The following is a 20,130-nucleotide window of genomic DNA, read 5'->3' on the forward strand; positions in this document are numbered from 1 at the left end:
AACTCAGCTGTCGTTACACCGATATACGGACGGCGGGCTCTGAACTCCGTACGACCTCTCAGCGAACGGCCCAGAACCTTCGCATCGGCCACCTTGATAACAGCGCGTGACACGGGTAAACCTGAGGAGTCGGCGGTGACAACCGCTGTGCACGTATGCCCGGACTCAGCTCCGGGCACGCGTGCACGCACCGCAGCCAGACTCGGGGGGCCGTACATATGGGGCAGGAACAGACACTCGCGCGCGGCGCGCGTGTGGGCGGCGCGGTCGGACTGCTGATCCTCGCCTTCATCAGCCTCGGGTGGATCATCCGGGACTTCACGGAGGCCGCCGAGGTCACCGACGTCTGGTGGATGTGGGCCGGGATGGGCCCCCGCGCGGACGGCGGCCTGTGGGTGAGTTCGCTGCTCGACCCCATCCTCCTGCTCGCCTACGTGATCACGGCCGCCATGACCGTACGGGCGTCCTCCGCCGCCGGCATTCTGGCCTCGGCCGGGGCGCTGACCGCCGCGCTGCGCCTGCCCAGCCTGTGGAATCTGAACGCCGACTGGATGCAGGGCGTCGACGACGGGCTCAAGACCAAGGCGCTGCTGAGCGCGATCGCCGCGGTGGTCATCGGGCTGGGCCTGGTCGTCGCGGCCGTCGCGGGCCGCCGCCCCGCCGACAACGGAGCGTACGGCTACTCGGCAGTGGCCGACCCAGCCGCCCAGCCGCCCGGCAGGCCCTCGCACGGCGCGGCCATCACGGCGTTCCTCATCCTGGGCGCCGCGGGCGCGCTGGTGGCCGTCTGGGAGATCTACTGGTGGAACGAGCGGGGCGGGGAGGTGTACCAGGACCTCTTCACCGGTGAGCGTTCGCTGGTCTCGCTGCTGGCCGCCCCGCACGCGTGGACGGCCTGGGTGATCGCCGTACTGGCCCTCGTCGCCTCCATAGCCGCCGTCAGCCGGGCGACGTTCGCCCGGCCGGTCGGCATGCTGGCGGGCGGCATGCTGACGGGCTTCGGCGTCTTCTACGTCTCGGCGTTCCTGAAGCAGGAGCTCCTCGAGCATTTCTCCGACCTCCCCACCAACGTCCAGCTCAACTTCCTCACTCAGGTGTTCTGCGCCGTGGCGGGCCTGGTCGTGCTCATCGCCCTGGCGCAGCGGGCTCAGCGTGATCAGCAGATGATGCCGCCGCCCGGACCGCCCGGTCCGTACGGAGCCCCGGGCGGGCAGCCGGGCCCGTACGGAGCGCCGCCGCCCGTCCCGCCGCCTGGTTGGTGACGCGCTGGTACCGCTGAGGACCAGATAACACCCTTCATAGGATTGTCCGGCCCCATCCGCTCCGAACCACGGCGAGAAACCCCCGTATGCCAGACATGCCGCAGGGGCGGCACCCTCCGGGAGGTTGCCGCCCCTGCGTGGTGGCCGTCGGCGGGCCTCTGAGCCGGCGAAGGCGTTACCGCTTGGCGCGGGACGCCGCACGCCCGCGCTCCCGCTGGTCCAGCACGACCTTGCGGATGCGAACGGTCTCCGGGGTCACCTCGATGCACTCGTCCTCGCGGCAGAACTCCAGCGACTGCTCCAGCGAGAGCTTCCGCGGCGGCACCAGGTTCTCCGTGGTGTCGGCCGCGGCCGCGCGCATGTTGGTCATCTTCTTTTCCTTGGTGATGTTCACGTCCATGTCGTCGGCGCGTGAGTTCTCACCGACCAGCATGCCCTCGTAGACCTCGGTGCCCGGCTCGATGAAGATCGTGCCGCGCTCCTGGAGGTTCATCATGGCGAAGGGCGTGGCCGACCCGGAGCGGTCCGAGACCAGGGACCCGCTGTTGCGGGTACGCAGGTCGCCGAACCACGGCTCGTGGCCCTCGGAGATGGAGTGGGCGATGCCGGTGCCGCGCGTGTCCGTGAGGAATTCCGTACGGAAGCCGATAAGCCCGCGTGCGGGCACGATCCACTCCATCCGGACCCAGCCCGAGCCGTGGTTGACCATGGTCTCCATCCGGCCCTTGCGGGCCGCCATCAGCTGCGTGATGGCGCCGAGGTACTCCTCGGGGCTGTCGATCGTCATCCGCTCGATCGGCTCGTGCAGCTTGCCGTCGATCTCCCGGGTGACCACCTCGGGCTTGCCGACGGTCAGCTCGAAGCCCTCCCGGCGCATCGTCTCGACCAGGATCGCGAGGGCCAGCTCGCCTCGGCCCTGCACCTCCCAGGCGTCCGGACGCTCGGTGGGCAGCACGCGGAGCGAGACGTTGCCGATCAGCTCCCGGTCCAGACGGTCCTTGACCTGCCGGGCGGTGACCTTGTGCTTGACGCCGCCCTTGGTGCTGCCCTTGCCGACCAGCGGCGAGGTGTTCGTGCCGATGGTCATCGAGATCGCGGGCTCGTCCACCGTGATCAGCGGCAGCGCGACCGGGTTCTCCGGGTCGGCCAGCGTCTCGCCGATCATGATCTCCGGAATGCCCGCGACCGCGCAGATGTCGCCCGGCCCCGCCGACTCGACGGGCTTGCGGGTCAGCGCCTCGGTCATCATCAGCTCGGTCAGACGCACGCTCTGCACGCTGCCGTCCCGGCGCATCCAGGCGACGGTCTGGCCCTTCTTCAGGGTGCCGTTCTTCACCCGGCACAGCGCGATACGGCCGAGGAAGTTGTCCGCGTCGAGGTTGGTGACGTGGGCCTGGAGCGGCGCCTCGTCCTCGTATACGGGCGCGGGCACCGTCTCGAGCAGGGTCGTGAAGAACGGCTCCAGGCTGTCGCTGTCGGCGGGCACGGAGCCGTCGGCGGGCTGGGTGAGCGAGGCGACGCCGTCCCGCGCACAGGCGTAGACGATGGGAAACTCGATCTGCTCCTCGTCCGCGTCCAGGTCCAGGAAGAGGTCGTAGGTGTCGTCGACGACGGTGGCGATCCGGGAGTCCGGACGGTCCGTCTTGTTGATGCAGAGGATCACCGGAAGCCGGGCGTCGAGCGCCTTGCGGAGCACGAAGCGCGTCTGCGGAAGCGGACCCTCGGAGGCGTCGACGAGCAGCACGACCGCGTCGACCATCGACAGGCCGCGCTCGACCTCGCCACCGAAGTCGGCGTGGCCGGGGGTGTCGATGATGTTGATGACGATGGGGTCGCCACCGCCCTTGGGGTGGTACTTGACGGCGGTGTTCTTCGCGAGAATGGTGATGCCCTTCTCGCGCTCCAGGTCGTTGGAGTCCATCATCCGGTCGTCAACCGACTCGAGCTGATGTGCCGCGAAGGCGCCCGCCTGCTTCAGCATGGCGTCGACGAGGGTCGTCTTGCCATGGTCGACATGGGCGACGATGGCTACGTTACGAATGTCGTTACGCGTGGGCATGCTTGGGCGCTTCTCCCGGGATCGTGGATGGCGGCGCGTCCGGTGCGGTACGCGCGCCCGCCGGGCTCATCTCCTGCTCTGCGCCGCGGCCTGTACACCTATCGTACGGGCCTGAGGCTCCGAGAGCCGCCCCGGGCCGTGCCGCACCCCCTCGCAGCGCCTCTGATCCGCGCTACTTCCGGTAGCCGATGTCCTGGTAGCGAGGGGTCTGGAAGCCGAAGGCGCCGGCGTTCACAAGCTTTTTGTCGGCCGCCACCAGTTGGGGGCGCTGATAGAGGGGGATGGACCCGGCAGCGGCCCAGATTCGGGCATCGGCGCTGCTCAGAAGCTCCCGGCGGGCGTTGTCGTCCAGTTCGGCGGTTGCCTCTTCGAACAATTGATCGATGCGGTCGGTGCCCACCCTGGTGTAGTTCTGCTCGACCAGCAGCGTGCCGTCGGGCGCCGGAACGGGCTTGGCGAAGATCGGCTGGGCGTCGGTGGCCGGGTAGGCGCTGGCCGGCCACGAGTACAGGGCGAGATCGAAATCACCAGAAGCGATGTGGTCGCGGAAGTAGCTCTCGTCCTTGACCTTCGTCATCTCCGTCCGGATGCCGATCGTGTTCAGCGTGCGGGCGATTCGTGCGCCGCTCCGCTGGATCGTCTCGGAACCGTGGCCCGAGGGGATCACGAAGCGCAGCGAGAGGGGCGTCCCCTCTTTCGTGCGCACGGCCGCGGCCCGACCGCTGGAGAGCAGCCGCAGCTCGTCGGCCCGGGCCCTCGCCTCCTCGGCGGCCTCGGTCGCCGTGCGCGCCTTCCGCTTGCCGCGGTCGCCGCCGTCGGCGTCCATGTCTCCGTCCGCGTCCCCGGCCGGGCTTCCCGAGTCGCCCTCCGCCGTCTCCTCGTCGGCGCGCACCACGCGGGCGACCTGGGCGAGCAGCCCGGCACGCTGGTCGGCGGTGTGCGGAGCGAGGCTCAGCGGCACGCCCTGGATCCGGGCCGCCTCGCGGGCGGTGACCGGAGCGGCGAGGGTGTCCCCTCCGGAGCTGCCGGACGCGGCGGCCTTGCCCTGCACCGAAACGCCGTCGCCGCCGTCGCCGCGGTCGCCGCCGTGGTCGCGGTTGTCCCGCGGCGCGCGGTTGTCCGTCTTGGCATCCGCCGACCCCTCCACCTCCGGCTCGGTGACCGGCGCGTCCTTCCAGCCCGCCTCCGCCAGCAGCGACTGCGCCGAGGCCACGTCGTGGCCGCCGAGCGCGTCACTGCGGTCCCGGTAGCCCTCCTGGTCACGTACCCGCAGGTGGCTGCCGAGCGGCTTCTCCGGCAGCCGGGCGGGGCGCAGCGCGTGCCGGGCCAGCGCCTCGCGGTCGAGGGCGCGTGCCACCGCGCGGCGCACCCGCTGATCGGCGAGCGGCCCGGAGGCACCGTTCAACGCGAGCTGTGTGTAGGCGGGGTCCAGCGCCCGCCGTACGGAGTAGCCGCGCAGCCGGCGGCGCTCGTCGGCAGCCGTGCCCCGCTGCTCCCCGGCCTCGCGCAGCGACTTCTTGGGCTTGTGCGCCTTGGTCCAGGCACGCATCGCCGCCGTCGCCCGCTCGCGGGTGACGACGCCCGTCCGGGGAAGCGCCACGGTGTCCACCGGCGCGCCAGCCGTGTCCCCGCGCCGCTGCGCGCTGTCCTTGCGCCGCTTGCCGTCCTGCACTGCCCCGCGTCCCGCGGTCCCGGCGGCCTCGATCCGGCCAGCGACCTCCGTGCCGATCGCCGCCAGGTCCAGGTCGCCCGCCGCGAGTGCCGCTTCGCGCCGCTGGGGGGCGACCGCCACCAGCCGGATGCGCTCCAGCTTGGCGCGGGAGCCCCACCAACGGGGATTGCGGACCAGCGTCGCGGTCTCCGCCCCGGTCCCGATCCGCTTGATCCGGAACGGGCCGCCGGAAACGGGCAGCTCCGCCCGTACGCCCTCGTTGAAGGTCTTGGCCCTGCCCATCACCGACTTCGGGTAGAGGGGGGTGAACAGCGACTTCCAGTCGGCGTACGGCTGCTCGAAGGTGACCGTTACCTGATGCGGCTCCGGTCCCTTGGTGACCTTGCCGATCCGCTCGTATCCGGAGTTGCGCGCGGACCAGTACGCGCTGTCCTCACCGCTGAGCGCCTTCCACTGGGCCGCGAAGTCCGCCGCGCCGACGGCCCGCCCGTCGCTCCACCGTGCCTTCGGGTTGAGCGTGTAGACGATGGTCTGCTGAGGTTCGCGTTCGGTGAGGTCGGCGGCCTCCAGATACGCCGGGTTTCGCTGCGGACGGCCACTGCCGTCGAGCGTGAACAGCGCGGGCAGCGTCGCGGCCGCGATACGTGCGGTGGCCTCGGTCGCGTCGGGCTGGAAGGCGTTGAGCGTGGAGGGCATCTTGTCGACGGCCCAGCGGAGCGTGCCGCCGTCGGCGACGCGGGCGCGGGCGGCGGCGGGCACGTCGAGGGCCGCGCCGCTGGCCCCCCGGGCGCCACCGCCGTCATCGGAGGTGCACCCGGCGAGCGGGAGGAGCAGTCCGGTGGCGAGTACGACGGCGCGGCGCCGTCCGCGAGTGCCGCCGCCGACGGCGGGCACGACTGGCTTCGCTGGCACGGCTGGCATCGCTGACCTCCGGGGGCGGCCGCCCACCGCGCCACCCGCGACGGCATTTGCGGCTCATCACATCAATCGTTCGATGGCACCCACTGAAGGCGACCCCGCGCCGCACGGCACGCCGACACGGCGAAACGGCCCAGGCACGCCACCCGCGCGGAGCAGACGGGCGGCGTGCAGGGCGTGCAGGATCTTCCCGAGCCCCGCGCTCTACTTCTTGCGGCCCACGCCACCCGCCTCGTCCAGCGGCTCGAGTGCGGCGGACGGCTCGTCGGGCCGCCAGAGCGGGAGGGTGACGACGCCCGGTTCGAGCAGCTCCAGACCGTCGAAGTACCGGGTCAGCTCCTCCGGCGTGCGCAGCACGTAGGGAAGCGCGCCGCTTTTGTTGTACTGCTGCTGCGCCTCGGCCATACCGGACTGCAGGACGTTCGTGCCGTCGGCGAGCACCAGATGGCTGCCGCTGGGGAGGGCGGACACCAGGCGGTCCGCAATCGACCGCGCCTCCGCGTAGTCGGCGACGTGCCCGAGGGCGTTCAGCATGATCAGCCCGATGGGCTGGTCGAAGTCGAGGGTTTTCGCCGCTTCGGCCACGATCGCTTCCGGGTCGTGCAGATCGGTCTCGACGTAGGTGGTCGAACCCTCGGGGGTGCTGGTCAGCAGGGCACGCGCGTGCACGAGGACCAGGGGGTCGTTGTCGACGTAGACGACACGGCACTCGGGTGCCAGCAGCTGCGCCACCTCGTGCGTGCTGTCGGCCGTGGGCAGGCCGGTGCCGATGTCGAGGAACTGGCGGATGCCCACCTCCCCGACGAGGTGGCGCACGGCACGCCGCAGGAACAGCCGTGAGGACCGCGCGATGTCCACGATCCCCGGCGCGAGCCGGACGTACGCGTCGCCCGCGTCACGGTCCACCAGGTAGTGGTCCCTGCCACCGAGCCAGTAGTTCCAGATCCGCGCCGAGTGCGGCACTGTCGTGTCGATCTTCTGCTGCTGGTCGTACGAATCCGCTGTCACCGAGACCCTCCCGCCCCTGCCCCAACCGCACGGCCCGCGCGCGTGCATGACGGGAGTATCGCGGCTCAGGCGTCAGGCGTCAGCCCGGCGCCGAGACAGCCACCCGCACGAGGTGGAATCGCACTCCTGCGGGGGAATCCGGTGCAGCGCTCTTCACAACGGGGAGTGTGACGCGAAACACTCGCAGCCGCGTGAGCCGAACCACCCGCCCATTCGCGGAGGTGTCGCACAGTATGTCATTGCAGGATGAAATGACCACCGTTCAGCGCTGCTTGGACGAACTCGCACGCAGCGTGACCCGCCTGGAGACTCATGTGGGCAGCGGTCTGGAGATACGACGGATGCGAAGCGACACGGAGCATCTGCGGGAATCCCTCGCGCTACTCAGAGCCTCGGCGCCGGGAGCGTCCGGCCCGTCCGACACACCGCACCGGGAGATGGTCATCGTCCCGGACACCCCTTACGACAGCTCGCTGTGGACGGACGCGGAGGACGAAGGGCTGGGAGCGAAGGACCGGCACGCGCCCTGACGTCTGGCTCCGCTGTCCCGGGAGACGTCACCTCCCAGGGACGGCACACCCACGATCTTTCTCTCCGAGACCTTTTCTCCGACGGAGTTCACCCTTGGCCACCACCACACAGCCCACGGAGCCGGACAGCTCCGACAGCTCAAACAGCCCGGACAGCCCGGGCAGCCACCCCGCGCCCGGCGGCGTCCGCTCCGCCGGGCGCGCCTCCATCGCCGAAGCCCATCTGCGCGTCGACCGCTGGTGGCTCGCCCCCACGGCCACCGCGCTGGGGCTGCTCGCCTTCATCGTCTACGCGACGTGGCGGGCCTTCGCCAACACCGACTACTACCAGGCGCCCTACGTCTCGCCGTTCTACTCGCCCTGCCTGGCGCAGAACTGCGAACCGATGAAGGGCGGCCCCAACTGGGAGATCTTCGGCAGCTGGTGGGGTCTCTCGCCCGCGCTGCTGATCCTGATCCTGCCGCTGGGCTTCCGGCTCACCTGCTACTACTACCGCAAGGCGTACTACCGCGGCTTCTGGGCCTCACCCCCGGCCTGTGCGGTCGCCGAGCCGCACAAGAAGTACACGGGCGAGACGCGCTTCCCGCTCATCATGCAGAACATCCACCGGTACTTCTTCTACGCCGGTGTGCTGGTCGCGGTGATCCTGTCGTACGACACCCTGCTCGGCTTCCGCAACGCGGACTACGAGTGGGGGCACATGGGTCTGGGCACCCTGGTCTTCCTCGTGAACATCGTGCTGATCTGGCTGTACACCCTCTCCTGCCACTCCTGCCGGCACATCGTCGGCGGCAAGCTCAAGCACTTCTCCAAGCATCCGGTGCGCTACCGGCTGTGGGGGATGGTCGGGAAGCTGACCGGACGGCACATGCTGCTCGCCTGGGTGTCGCTGGTCAGCGTGTCCCTCGCCGATCTGTACGTGTACCTGCTGGCCACCGGGGCGTTCGATGACCCGCAGTTCTTCTGAGGCGCGCGCTTCCCGCCCACCAGCTCCTGACACGCGAGCTCCTGACGCGAGCTTCAAAGATGTGAGAGGGATCCACCAGAAATGACGCAAGTCGAACGCCAGCATTGGGATGTCGTCATCGTCGGGGCCGGCGGCGCCGGTCTGCGCGCCGCCATCGAGGCGCGCGCGCAGGGACTGCGTACCGCGGTGATCTGCAAGTCCCTCTTCGGCAAGGCACACACGGTGATGGCCGAGGGCGGCATCGCCGCCAGCATGGGCAACGCGAACGAGAGCGACAACTGGCAGGTCCACTTCCGCGACACCATGCGCGGCGGGAAGTTCCTCAACCAGTGGCGGATGGCCGAACTGCACGCCAAGGAGGCCCCCGACCGGGTGTGGGAGCTGGAGACCTGGGGCGCGCTGTTCGACCGTACGAAGGACGGGAGGATCTCCCAGCGCAACTTCGGCGGCCACGAGTACCCGCGCCTCGCGCATGTCGGTGACCGCACCGGCTTGGAGCTGATCCGCACCCTGCAACAGCAGATCGTCTCCCTCCAGCAGCAGGACTTCCGGGAGCACGGCGACTACGAGGCCCGGCTCAAGGTGTTCCAGGAGTGCACCGTCACCCGGGTCCTCAAGGACGAGGAGGGCGGTCAGGTCACCGGCACCTTCTGCTACCAGCGGGAATCCGGCCGCTTCTTCGTGCTCGAGGCGCCCGCCGTCGTGCTCGCCACCGGCGGCATCGGCAAGTCCTTCAAGGTGACCTCCAACTCCTGGGAGTACACCGGGGACGGGCACGCGCTCGCGCTGCTCGCGGGAGCCTCACTGATCAACATGGAGTTCGTCCAGTTCCACCCCACCGGCATGGTCTGGCCGCCCTCGGTGAAGGGCATCCTGGTGACCGAGTCCGTACGGGGCGACGGCGGGGTGCTCACCAACTCCGACGGCAGACGCTTCATGTTCGACTACGTGCCCGAGGTCTTCAAGGACAAGTACGCCGAGTCCGAGAAGGAGGCCGACGGCTGGTACGAGGATCCGGAGCACAACCGCCGCCCGCCCGAGTTGCTGCCCCGCGACGAGGTGGCACGGGCGATCAACTCCGAGGTGAAGGCGGGCCGCGGCTCACCCCACGGCGGCGTCTTCCTGGACGTCTCCACCCGGATGCCCGCCGAGGTGATCAAGCGGCGGCTGCCCTCCATGCACCACCAGTTCAAGGAACTGGCGGACGTCGACATCACCGCACAGCCCATGGAAGTGGGCCCGACCTGCCATTACGTGATGGGCGGCATCGAGGTCGACCCGGACACCGCCGAGGCCGTCGGCGTCCCCGGGCTGTTCGCCGCCGGTGAGGTCTCCGGTGGTATGCACGGCTCCAACCGGCTGGGCGGCAACTCCCTCTCCGACCTGCTGGTCTTCGGGCGGCGAGCCGGGCTGTACGCGGCCCGCCACGCGGCGGCACGCGGCGCTGCGGACCGTCCGCCCGTCACCGAGGCGCAGATCGACTCCGCCGCCATCGAGGCGCTGTACCCGTTCACCCCCGAGGAGGTCCCGGGGGGAGGCAACGCGGAGAACCCGTACAGCGTGCACCAGGAGCTCCAGCAGTCCATGAACGACCTGGTCGGCATCATCCGTCGGGAGGAGGAGATGGAGGAGGCGCTGGAGCGGCTGGCCCAGCTGCGGGTGCGGGCACGGCGCGCCGGGGTCGAGGGGCACCGGCAGTTCAACCCGGGCTGGCATCTGGCCATCGACCTGCGCAACATGCTGCTCGTCAGCGAGTGCGTGGCACGCGCGGCCCTGGCCCGTACGGAATCGCGGGGCGGGCACACCCGGGACGACTATCCGGGGATGGACCGCGAGTGGCGGCGCTCGAACCTCGTCTGCACCCTCGCCGACCAGACGGACGCGAAGGACGCGAAGAGCGGCCAGATCGAACTCAGCCGCCGCGACATGCCACCGATCCGGCCGGATCTGCTGGCGCTCTTCGAACGGGGCGAGCTGACCAAGTACCTGACGGACGAGGAGCTGACGACCGAGTGACCACGAGCGGAGCCGCGAACAGCGCGGTGAGCAGCAGTTACGACGCGCACTTCCGGGTCTGGCGGGGCGACGCCGAGGGCGGCGGACTCGACGACTACACGGTGGAGGTCAACGAGGGCGAGGTGGTACTCGACATCATCCACCGGCTCCAGGCCACCCAGACGCCCGATCTCGCGGTGCGCTGGAACTGCAAGGCCGGGAAGTGCGGTTCGTGCAGCGCGGAGATCAACGGTCATCCGCGGCTGCTGTGCATGACCCGGATGTCGGTGTTCAGCCGCGAGGACACCATCACGGTGACGCCGCTGCGCGCCTTCCCGGTCGTCCGCGACCTGGTGACGGACGTGTCGTTCAACTACACGAAGGCCCGGGAGATCCCGTCGTTCGTGCCGCCCGCCGATCTGGGGCCGGGCGAGTACCGGATGCAGCAGGAGGACGTGGGGCGCTCGCAGGAGTTCCGCAAGTGCATCGAGTGCTTCCTGTGCCAGGACACCTGCCATGTCGTCCGTGACCACGAGGAGAACAAGGAGGCCTTCGCCGGGCCGCGCTATCTGATGCGGATCGCGGAGCTGGACATGCACCCGCTGGACGCGGCCGAGGAGCAGGGCCTGGACCGCAAGACCAGCGCTCAGGAGGAACACGGACTGGGCTACTGCAACATCACCAAGTGCTGTACGGAGGTCTGCCCCGAGGGCATCAAGATCACCGACAATGCGCTGATCCCGCTCAAGGAGCGTGCCGTGGACCGCAAGTACGACCCGCTGGTCTGGCTCGGCAACAAGATCCGGCGCCGGGAGTAGGGGCAGGCCCGGCGCGGCTCAGCAGGAGCAGCCGCGGTCGGCCGGCACGGGCCGGGTGCGGATTTGTCCCCCGCGCCCGGCCGGGCCGAGCATGGGCGGACGCGCCGGGCCCACCGGACGCGTCCGCCTCCTGGAAGGCCCGCCGCGAGATGACCGCCACACCACCGCCCACGGGCCCGGACGCCCAGCCGCCCCGCGCGTGCTGCGCTCCCGCCCGTACGGCAGCGGCCCCCGGGGACGCCGGGACCGGCAGCCTGGGCGGCGGCTCCAGCGGCGGTTCCGGGGCGGGGGCCTGCACGGGCACCGGGACCGGCTCACGCACGTCGGCCGCCGCCGCTCCGTACGGCGGCTGGCGGCAGCTGGCGGGCGGACCGTTCCTGCGTGGCTGCGCCGACAGCCCGTATCCGGCGGACGGCGAAGGGCCCGTACGGCAGGAGCGGCTCGCGCCTTTCGGGATCGCGGCGACGGCCGTGAGCAACGCCGAGTTCGCACACTTCGCCCGGGAGACCGGCCACCGAAGCGACGCCGAGCGTTTCGGCTGGTCCTTCGTCTTCGAGGGCTTCCTGCCCGACGGCTTCCCGCCGACCCGCGCCGCCGTCGGGACGCCGTGGTGGCGGCAGGTGTTCGGCGCGGACTGGGCACACCCCGAGGGCCCGGGCTCGGACGTGCACGGGCGTGCGGACCATCCGGTGGTGCATGTGTCGTACGAGGACGCGCTCGCCTACTGCGCCTGGGCCGGGGCGCGGCTTCCCTCGGAGGCGGAGTGGGAGTACGCGGCGCGTGGCGGGCTCGCCGGGATGCCGTACCCGTGGGGGCGGGAGCGCGAACCGGACGGCGCCTACCGGATGAACATCTGGCGCGGTTCCTTCCCCGGCCGCAACACCGCCGCCGACGGCTACCGGGGCACCTGCCCCGTCGACGCCTTTCCCCCGAACGGGTACGGGCTGTTCAACACGACCGGCAACGTGTGGGAGTGGTGCGCGGACCGCTTCGGCGGCGCGGCGGCCGATCCGGGTGACATACGGCAGAGTGACCCGCGGCGGGCGCTGCGCGGCGGCTCGTACCTGTGCCACGAGTCGTACTGTCTGCGCTATCGGACCTCGGCCCGGATGGGCAACACGCCGGACAGCTCCAGCGGCAACACCGGCTTCAGAGTGGCGCGTTGACGCGCGGCCAGGACCGGCGAGTCTGTGACACGGTTGTGACTCCCCGCGAGGCACCCTGGGCCCGGGGAGATCGTCCGCGCGCCTATGGTGGTCGTCCGTCGTCCTGGAGGAGCGCAGAGCCAGATGAAGAGCCTGGAAGCCGGGGATCCGGAGCGCGTAGGCGACTATCGGCTGCTGTGGAGGCTCGGCGCCGGCGGCATGGGCCGGGTGTATCTGGCGCGGTCCGCAGGCGGGCGCACGGTGGCGGTGAAGCTCGTGCACCAAGAGCTGGCCGACCAGCCCGAGTTCCGCACCCGGTTCGCGCGCGAGATCCGGGCGGCACAGCGGGTGGGCGGCGACTGGACCGCACCCGTGCTCGACTCGGACACGGAGGCGCCCAGCCCATGGGTCGCCACCGGCTACATCCCCGGGCCCTCACTGCACGAAGTGGTGGCGGAACGGTCCTGGCCGCTGCCGGAGCGCACCCTGCTCATCCTCGCCGACCGGCTGACGCTGGCGCTGCGCGCGATCCACGGCGTCGGACTGATCCACCGCGACCTCAAGCCCTCCAACATCATGATCACCATCGACGGCCCCCGGGTCATCGACTTCGGTATCGCCCGCGCGCTGGAGACCCTCGCGGACGGCCTGATGACACGGACCGGCACGGTGGTGGGCTCACCGGGCTTCATGTCACCGGAGCAGGTGGTCGGCGTACGGGTCACCCCGGCCAGCGACGTCTTCTGCCTCGGCTCCGTGCTGGCGTTCGCCGCGACGAAGCGGACGCCCTTCGGCTCCATGAACACCGCCGGGCACACCTTGATGTACCGCATCGTCCAGGAGGAACCGGATCTGACCGGCCTACCGGAGAGTCTGCGGGAGCTGGTGGCCAGCTGTCTGGCCAAGGAGCCGGAGGACCGCCCGTCGGTGGACGAGATCCTGCGGCGGATCGGCGCAGCCGAGCACTCCGCCGGTATGGGCGCCGCCGGCACGGGAGCGGCGGACGCCCCGCAGGAACCGTGGCTGCCGGGCGATCTGGTCGCCACGCTGGGCAGGCACGCGGCCCAGTTGCTCGACGCGGAGATCCCGGCCGCCGCACCTGCTGCGGCCGAACCGGCCGAACCGGCCGAACCGGAACCGCAGCCGCAGCTGTCCGCCGAGCGCGCGCAGCAGCAGCCCCCGCAGCGGTCCGACGACGGCACGGTGCCGCTGCGCGTCCCGTCCGGCGAGCAGACGCCGCAGCCGTCCGGCGGCAGCTTCGGCCCGCCCCCCGCCTACACCGCCGCCGCCGGCGGCGGCGGCGCCCGCGAGCCGCACGGCCCCACCACAAAGGCCGCCGACGCCGACAAGCTCACCGCGGAAATGCTCGCGCAGATCACCGACGGCCTCGACACGGTCTCCGTGTCCGCCTGGAACGGGACCGCGGCCAAGTTCGCCCGGCTCGTCGTGATCGCCGAAGAACACGGTTACGGCTACGCGGACTCCTCGGCGAGCCTGACCAAGCCGCCGACCCTGATCCTGCACCGCGTGACGGACCGCGCGCCGCAGCAGGCGCCCGCCACGAAGAAGGAACTGCGGGCACGGCTCACGCTGGACAGCATGGGCGGGCACGTCCGGCGGCTGACGCTGCTGGTCCTGGTCCTCATGGGAGGGTTCGGCATAACGTGGGCCGCCACCGCGGGCAGTGTCGTCCTCTACGCTCTGTTCAGCGTCGGCGTGCTGATGTGGCTCAGGCGACGGAAGAGGACGGCGGCCGCGCGGCTGCTGACCGCGGGCTACCGGCCCAGCACCGACCACAAGGGGCGTACCCGCTACCTGCTCGGCGAGGACGCGGTCGGCCCCTGAGCCGGCCCGACGGCCGGGGCAGCCGGGCGCGCGGCCCCCGCTCCGTACATGCGCCGCTCAGAACATGTCGAGCAGTGCCTCCGCCGAGTCCGGCGGCTTCGTCCCGTTCGGCAGCGGCAGTTCGAACCACACCGTCTTGCCCTGCGGTGTCCGCCTGCTCCCCCAGCCGGAGCTGAGCAGCCCGACCAGCTGGAGCCCCCGCCCGCCCTCGTCCGTCGCGCGGGCACGGCGGCGGCGCGGGTGGACCAGCCCCGCGTCCCAGACCTCGCACACGAGCGTACGGTCGAGCAGCAGCCGCAGCCGTATCTCGCCCTCACCGTGCCGCAGCGCGTTGGTCACCAGCTCGCTGACGAGCAGCTCCGTGGTGTCCACCAGGCCGGGCAGGTCCCAGTCGGCCAGCTGGCGGCAGGCCAGCTCTCTGGCGCGCGAGACGGAGCGCGGGTCGGCCGGCAGCCGCCAGTCCCCCACCGCGTCCTGGCTCAGTCCGTGCACCCGGGCCACCAGCAGCGCGATGTCGTCCTCGCCGTGGTGGACGTTGAGGGTGTCCAGCACCCGGTCCGCGACGTCCTCCAGTGCCTGCGGCGCTTCCGTCAGTGCCGTACGGAAGGCGTTGAGCCCTTCGTCGAGCGGGTGGTCCCGCGACTCGACGAGCCCGTCGGTGTAGAGGGCGAGCAGTGCGCCGTCCGGCAGTTCGACCTCGATCTGCTCGAAGGGCTCGCCGCCCACTCCGAGCGGCACCCCGCGAGGCACCTCCAACAGCAGCGCCCTTTCATCCGTTTCGCGCAGAATGGGCGGAAGGTGACCCGCGTTGGCGAAGACGCAGCGGCGGGTGACCGGGTCGTACACGGCGTACGCGCAGGTGGCCAGATACACCTCGGCGAGATCCTCGGAGCCGGCGCGCTGGGAGCGGGCCTGGCGCCCGCCGCGTTCGCCCGGGGGCGCGCCGAGGCCGAGCGCGATCTCGTCCAGCGCGGAGAGCACCTCGGCCGGTTCGAGGTCGAGCAGGGCGAGGGTGCGTACGGCGGTGCGCAGTTCGCCCATCGCGACGGCGGCCCGCAGCCCGCGGCCCATCACGTCGCCGACGACGAGGGCGGTTCGGTGGCCGGGCAGGCCGATGACATCGAACCAGTCGCCGCCGACCTCGGTCGCCTTCGTGCCGGGCAGATAGCGGCAGGCGATGTCCAGCCCCGACGCCTCGGGGTCGCCGGGCGGCAGCAGGCTGCGCTGGAGGATCAGCGCGCGCTCGTGCTCGCGGCGGTACAGCCGGGCGTTGTCGACACACACGGCGGCGCGGGCGGCAAGCTCGGCTGCCAGCGCGGCGTCCCGCTCACCGAACGGCTGGCTTCCCTTGGCCCGGGAGAACTGCGCGAGCCCGAGCACGCGCTCTCTGGCGACCATCGGCACATAGAGGGTGGACTGCACTATCGCGCCGAGCTCGGGTGGCACCGAGGCGTCCCGGCCCCTGTCGTGCTGCACCTGCGCCGTACGCAGCGCCTCCGCGGCCGGCGACTGCACGGCGTAGCAGTGCGTGGCACCCACGGCCACGGGGCTCACCTCGTACGACTCACCCGTGGTCGGCGAGACGGGGGCGTCGGACACGGAACTGGCGAACGCGACCCGGCGCAGCTCGCTGTCACCGGGGCCCGCGGGATGCGGCTCGTCGCCCGCCAGCACATCCTGGTAGAGGTCGACGGAGGCGAGATCACAGAACTGCGGCACGGCGACATCCAGCAGCTCACGGGCTGTGGTCTCCAGGTCGAGGGAGTTCCCGATCCGGGCGCCCGCCGCGTTGAGCAGCGCGAGCGCCCGGCGCACGTCGTCCGGCTTGCCGGCTGCCTCGACTGGGATATCACTCAATGCCGCCCCTTCCGCTACCGGTGTGTCTGCCGGTCAAAGGCAGTGTCGCAGGCCCGCGGCCTGCGGAACATGCCCTTCCCGATCACTGCACGATTTCTCCCGGTCAAGGGAGAAATCGCGCGCTGCCACACCTCCGTGCCTTTCCCCTGCCGTCCCACCAGGGTTCATCTCTCTCCTAACCAGGGAGTGCCAACTCGAACCAGACAGTTTTTCCCAAGGGCCCGTGCCGCGTCCCCCAGCGGCGGGACTGACGGGCGACCATCTGTATGCCGCGTCCCCCTTCGTCCTCTTCGGTGGCGTCGCGCGGGCGCGGCGGGTCGGGCAGCGGATCGGAAACTTCGACGAGGAGTGAGCTGCCGCGCACCATGCGGACGCCGATCGGTCCGTGTGCGTAGCGCAACGAGTTGGTCACCAGTTCGCTCACGAGGAGCAGGGTTTCGTCGATGAGGCCTTCGAGTTCCCAGTCGACGAGGGTCTCCCGTACGGCGAGCCGGGTACGCCGCACCGCGTACGGCTCGGCGGTGAAAGTCCAGGAGGCGGCACTGCCCTCGGGGAGACCGCCGAGCCGGACCACCAGGAGCGCGGCGTCATCGGCGGCGAGGACCGGGTGCGGGGACTGGGCCGACTGGATCGGGTGCGCGGCACCGGTGGAGGAAGCAGCGAGCGGGGCTCCGGGGGCGGCCACGGCGGCGTCGCAGGCGTCTTCGAGCGAGTGCTCCGCCAACTCGCCGACCAGCAGGGTGAGCAGCCGGTCCACGCCGTCGGTGATGGCCTCGCTACGGCTCTCCACCAGCCCGTCCGTGTAGAGCACCAGAACGGAACCCTCGGTGACCTCCAGTTCCCGCGCCTCGAAGTCGACACCGCCCACCCCCAGCGGCGCGCCGGAGGGCAGGTCGAGCGCGGTGCCCCGCCAGTTCCCCGCATCGGTGTCCGGCACCAGCAGCAGCGGCGGCAGATGGCCCGCCTTGGCAAGCGTGCAGCAGCGGGTCGAAGGGTCGTAGACGATGTAGAGGCAGGTGGCCATGAGTGGGTCGTCGGGCCCCAGCGCGAGGTCGTCGGCGAGGTCGTTGACCCGGCGCAGCAGCTGGTCGGGGGGCATGTCGAGCCCGGCCAGCGTACGAACAGCGGTGCGCAGGCGCCCCATTGTCGCCGCGGCGCGCAGCCCGTGGCCCATCACGTCGCCGACGACGAAGGCGACCCGGCCGCCCGCCAACTGGATGACGTCGAACCAGTCGCCGCCCACCTCGGCTCCGGTGCTGCCCGGCACATAGCGGTAGGCGAGGCTGACGCCGGGGGGTGAGGGGACGTGCTGGGGCAGCAGGCTGCGCTGGAGCATCAGGGCTGCCTCGCGCTCCCGGGCGTAGAGGCGGGCGTTGTCGAGGGACGTGCCGGCACGGTCGGCCAGTTCCATGGCGAGGGTGAGGTCGTCCTGGTCGAAGGGGTCCCGGCCCTCGGCGCGGCTGATCACGAGCAGGCCGAGCACGATGCCCCGGGCGCGCAGCGCCACCACCATCAGGGAGTGGACGCCGAGGTCGAGGGCGGCCTGCACCTTGGGGTCACCGGGATAGGTGGCGGCCTTCAACTCATCCTGCGAGCTGATCAGATGAGGGATTCCGGTGGCGAGCGTCCGGCCGAAGGGGGAACCGGCCTCGAAGGCGATGTCCTGTCCGACCCGCAGCATCCGCTTGACGGCCGGGCCGCGGTCCTTGGCGTCGACACCGAGTTGCAGCAGCGGCTGGGCCAGCAGCCCGTCGGCGTCCGGCAGTTCGGTTCCCTGGAGGAGGGAGCTGACCAGCATCACCCCGGAGTAGTCGGCGAACCGCGGCACCAGCGCGGTGGCGAAGGCCTGCGCGATACGGCGTACGTCGAGGATGTCACCGAGGGCGACGCCCACCCGGTCGAGAAGCATGAGCCGCTGCCGCGCGGCCTCGAGTTTCTGCAGGGCGTCCCGGCGCTCCGAGACGTCCATGACGACGGAGCTCAGCCCGAGGACGTTCCCGAAGTCGTCCGTCAGCCTGCTGTACGAGACGGAACGGGCGCCGGCGCCGTCCGGGGAGGGGATGATCACGTCGAGGACGCTCCGGCCCGTCCGCAGCACGCCGGCCTGCAGTTCGTACATCTCCGCCGCCAGATCGGGCGGCAGTATGTCGTGGACGGTGCGGCCGCGGTGATCGCGCGCGGGCAGACCGTTCAGCCTGGCCAGCGCCTCGTTGACGCGGACGAACTTCTGGTCGGTGTCGTAGAGGCCGATGCCGAGCGGGCTGGAGCCGAAGAGGGCGTGCAGCGCGGCGAGATCGTGATCGACCGCGCGCAGGGCGTTGACCTCGGCAAGGCTGGCGACGATGTACCTGGTGCCCTCGCCGTCGGAGACCAGCGAGGCACGGCACTCGATCTCGACGGAGTGGCCGTCGAGATGGCGGGCGCGCAGAATGCCGTGCCAGTTGTGGTCGCGGCGCAGCACGTCGTAGATCCGGCCCGCCTGGGCGTCGGCGCTCTCCCTGGCCGTGTCTTCCAGCAGGCTGTCGATGTGGCGCCCGGCGAGGCGGCTCGGCGGCCAGCCGAGTACCTCCTCGGCGGCCGGGCTCCAGAGCAGCACCTTGCCCCGGGCGTCGAGGATGACCAGGCCGACGTGCAGGGTGGCGAGCAGGGAGGAGACCGCTTCGGTCCGGGAGAGGGAAGGGGGGCCCGAAGGCCCGTCGGAGTCTTTGGCGGTGCGCGGCGCACCGCCCTCCGGTCCAGCGGTCTCTGCCACGCCGCCCACGTCCCTGCTCGGGTACATACCTGGCCGAAACACCCTGCCAAGTAGGACTAATGCCTACATACCCGATTCTGCACGGCGTCAGCCGCGTGCGCCTTCCTCCGGCGCCCGGCACTCGACCAGATAGCTGTCAGTGCCGCCGGCGCGGCCGGAGTCACCGCGCCCGCCTCCGCCTCCGCCGTAACCGCTTCCCTGCCCGCTGCTGCCACCACTGCCGCTGCCGCCACCGAGCCGGTCCGCGATCTGCTGCGCCTCGACCCGGGTGGCAAAGCTTCCTACGCGGTAGCGATTCCCGTGGCCGTCCTGGCGTATGAGGAGCCAGGGCAGCACGGCATTGCTGTCGCCGCTCACACTTCGCATATGCCGGAGCTTACGCGGGAGACTCACGCAGCGCATTCATCTTTGCACAAAGGGCAATTATTTTCGGCCAACTGTTCGCCCCGCCAGCCCCACGGGGCCAGGCGTGTTGCCCACCGGCGCACCAGCCCGCCCGTGCGCGCCGCCGCGCGGCTATCTCACCGGCAGGTGGTAGGCGTATCGGAAGCGGTCCGCAGCCACCACCACGTCCGCCGTCTCGACCGGCTGCCCGCCCGCGAAGTACGTACGCTCCACGACCAGCACGGCGTGCCCCGGCACCCCGCCTATGACCATCGTCTCCTCGGCCAGGCCCGGCCGGGAGCCGACCTCCTCCACGACGTTGTCCACCACCAGACCGATGGCAGCCATCCGCTCCACCACCCCCTGACCCGCCAGCGGCCCCTCCTCCGGCAGCATCACCGGGGTGCGCCCCGTGAGGGACAGCGGCTCCCAGGAGGTGGAGATCATCGACGGCTCGCCGTCCCACCGGTAGACGTACCGGGTGCGCATCACCTTGGCGCCGGGCTCCAGCCGCAGCCGGACGGCCGTCTCCGCCGAGGCGGGCTCCTGGTCGCTGCACGACTCCCAGGTGCCCTTGACCCGCTCGTCGGCCTGCTCCTGCCGGAAGGAGCTGGCATCACCCAGCGCGCGGTAACCCGTACGGACGACACGGCGGCGGAGCCGCTGCTCCCGCACATAGGTGCCCGACCCCGAGCGGCCCTCGACCAGGCCCTCGGCCATCAGCACCTTGCGCGCCTCCAGGGCGACGGTGTCCGAGACGCCGTACTCCTCGCGGATGCGTGCCTGGGAAGGAAGGCGGGTATGCGGCGCCAACTTGCCGTCGGCGATCTTCTGGCGCAGATCGCCGGCCACACGCAGATACGCGGGCTGCTCACCGAAGGACACAAGCCCCTCCCAATAGGTTGACCGTCTGCAACA

At 71.0% G+C, this 20,130-nt stretch carries 12 protein-coding genes and 2 pseudogenes; 7 read left to right on the forward strand and 7 right to left on the reverse strand.

Annotation, left to right across the window (positions count from 1 at the left end; translation table 11 throughout):
• Positions 1-218: 218 nt before the first annotated feature.
• Positions 219-1,262: a hypothetical protein gene (locus LHJ74_RS18945; protein WP_260219263.1), complete on the forward strand. Its 1,044-nt coding sequence runs from the start codon at positions 219-221 to the stop codon at positions 1,260-1,262.
• A gap of 175 nt (positions 1,263-1,437) precedes the next feature.
• Here LHJ74_RS18945 and typA read toward each other — a convergent pair whose 3' ends face one another.
• From typA to LHJ74_RS18960, 3 genes are all read right to left on the reverse strand, one after another.
• The gene (gene typA / locus LHJ74_RS18950; protein WP_260219264.1) at positions 1,438-3,321 is read right to left on the reverse strand and encodes a translational GTPase TypA; all 1,884 of its coding nucleotides are present in this window, start codon (positions 3,319-3,321) and stop codon (positions 1,438-1,440) included.
• 172 nt (positions 3,322-3,493) lie between these two features.
• A complete protein-coding gene (locus tag LHJ74_RS18955) occupies positions 3,494-5,914 on the reverse strand; it encodes an ABC transporter family substrate-binding protein (protein WP_260219265.1) in 2,421 nt (806 codons plus the stop codon).
• A gap of 201 nt (positions 5,915-6,115) precedes the next feature.
• Complete coding sequence (locus tag LHJ74_RS18960) at positions 6,116-6,967, reverse strand: SAM-dependent methyltransferase (RefSeq protein WP_375546774.1); 852 nt, start codon at positions 6,965-6,967, stop codon at positions 6,116-6,118.
• Between the two features lie 185 nt (positions 6,968-7,152).
• On the opposite strand from LHJ74_RS18960, the gene LHJ74_RS18965 reads away from it, so the two are divergent.
• The 6 genes from LHJ74_RS18965 to LHJ74_RS18990 all read left to right on the forward strand — a co-directional run bounded on the left by LHJ74_RS18965 (position 7,153) and on the right by LHJ74_RS18990 (position 14,219).
• The gene (locus LHJ74_RS18965) at positions 7,153-7,449 is read left to right on the forward strand and encodes an Rv0250c family protein (protein ID WP_260219267.1); all 297 of its coding nucleotides are present in this window, start codon (positions 7,153-7,155) and stop codon (positions 7,447-7,449) included.
• Between the two features lie 208 nt (positions 7,450-7,657).
• Positions 7,658-8,416, forward strand: a complete 759-nt coding sequence (gene sdhC, locus LHJ74_RS18970) for a succinate dehydrogenase subunit SdhC (protein ID WP_260219381.1) — start codon at positions 7,658-7,660, stop codon at positions 8,414-8,416.
• Positions 8,417-8,497: 81 nt separating this feature from the next.
• Complete coding sequence (locus LHJ74_RS18975; protein WP_260219268.1) at positions 8,498-10,432, forward strand: fumarate reductase/succinate dehydrogenase flavoprotein subunit; 1,935 nt, start codon at positions 8,498-8,500, stop codon at positions 10,430-10,432.
• Positions 10,429-11,229, forward strand: a complete 801-nt coding sequence (locus tag LHJ74_RS18980; protein ID WP_260219269.1) for a succinate dehydrogenase/fumarate reductase iron-sulfur subunit — start codon at positions 10,429-10,431, stop codon at positions 11,227-11,229. The genes LHJ74_RS18975 and LHJ74_RS18980 overlap by 4 nt, the downstream gene beginning before the upstream one ends.
• Positions 11,230-11,378: 149 nt before the next feature.
• On the forward strand, positions 11,379-12,395 hold the full coding sequence (locus LHJ74_RS18985; RefSeq protein WP_260219270.1) for a formylglycine-generating enzyme family protein: 1,017 nt from the start codon (positions 11,379-11,381) through the stop codon (positions 12,393-12,395).
• A 123-nt stretch (positions 12,396-12,518) separates the two neighbouring features.
• Positions 12,519-14,219, forward strand: a complete 1,701-nt coding sequence (locus tag LHJ74_RS18990) for a serine/threonine-protein kinase (protein ID WP_260219271.1) — start codon at positions 12,519-12,521, stop codon at positions 14,217-14,219.
• A gap of 57 nt (positions 14,220-14,276) precedes the next feature.
• Here LHJ74_RS18990 and LHJ74_RS18995 read toward each other — a convergent pair.
• The 4 genes and pseudogenes from LHJ74_RS18995 to LHJ74_RS19010 all read right to left on the reverse strand — a co-directional run.
• Positions 14,277-16,031 (reverse strand): annotated as a pseudogene (locus LHJ74_RS18995) (ATP-binding SpoIIE family protein phosphatase); the annotation flags it as partial.
• A gap of 220 nt (positions 16,032-16,251) precedes the next feature.
• Positions 16,252-18,828 (reverse strand): SpoIIE family protein phosphatase, encoded by a 2,577-nt coding sequence (locus tag LHJ74_RS19000; protein ID WP_260219272.1) that lies wholly within the window; start codon positions 18,826-18,828, stop codon positions 16,252-16,254.
• A gap of 228 nt (positions 18,829-19,056) precedes the next feature.
• A pseudogene (locus tag LHJ74_RS34470) lies at positions 19,057-19,194 on the reverse strand (SPOR domain-containing protein); the annotation flags it as partial.
• A 150-nt stretch (positions 19,195-19,344) separates the two neighbouring features.
• Entirely contained in the window at positions 19,345-20,097 is a 753-nt protein-coding gene (locus LHJ74_RS19010; protein ID WP_260219274.1) for a GntR family transcriptional regulator, read from the reverse strand.
• Positions 20,098-20,130: the final 33 nt, after the last annotated feature.

The organism is Streptomyces gossypii, from assembly GCF_025165795.1.
GTDB lineage: Bacteria > Actinomycetota > Actinomycetes > Streptomycetales > Streptomycetaceae > Streptomyces > Streptomyces gossypii.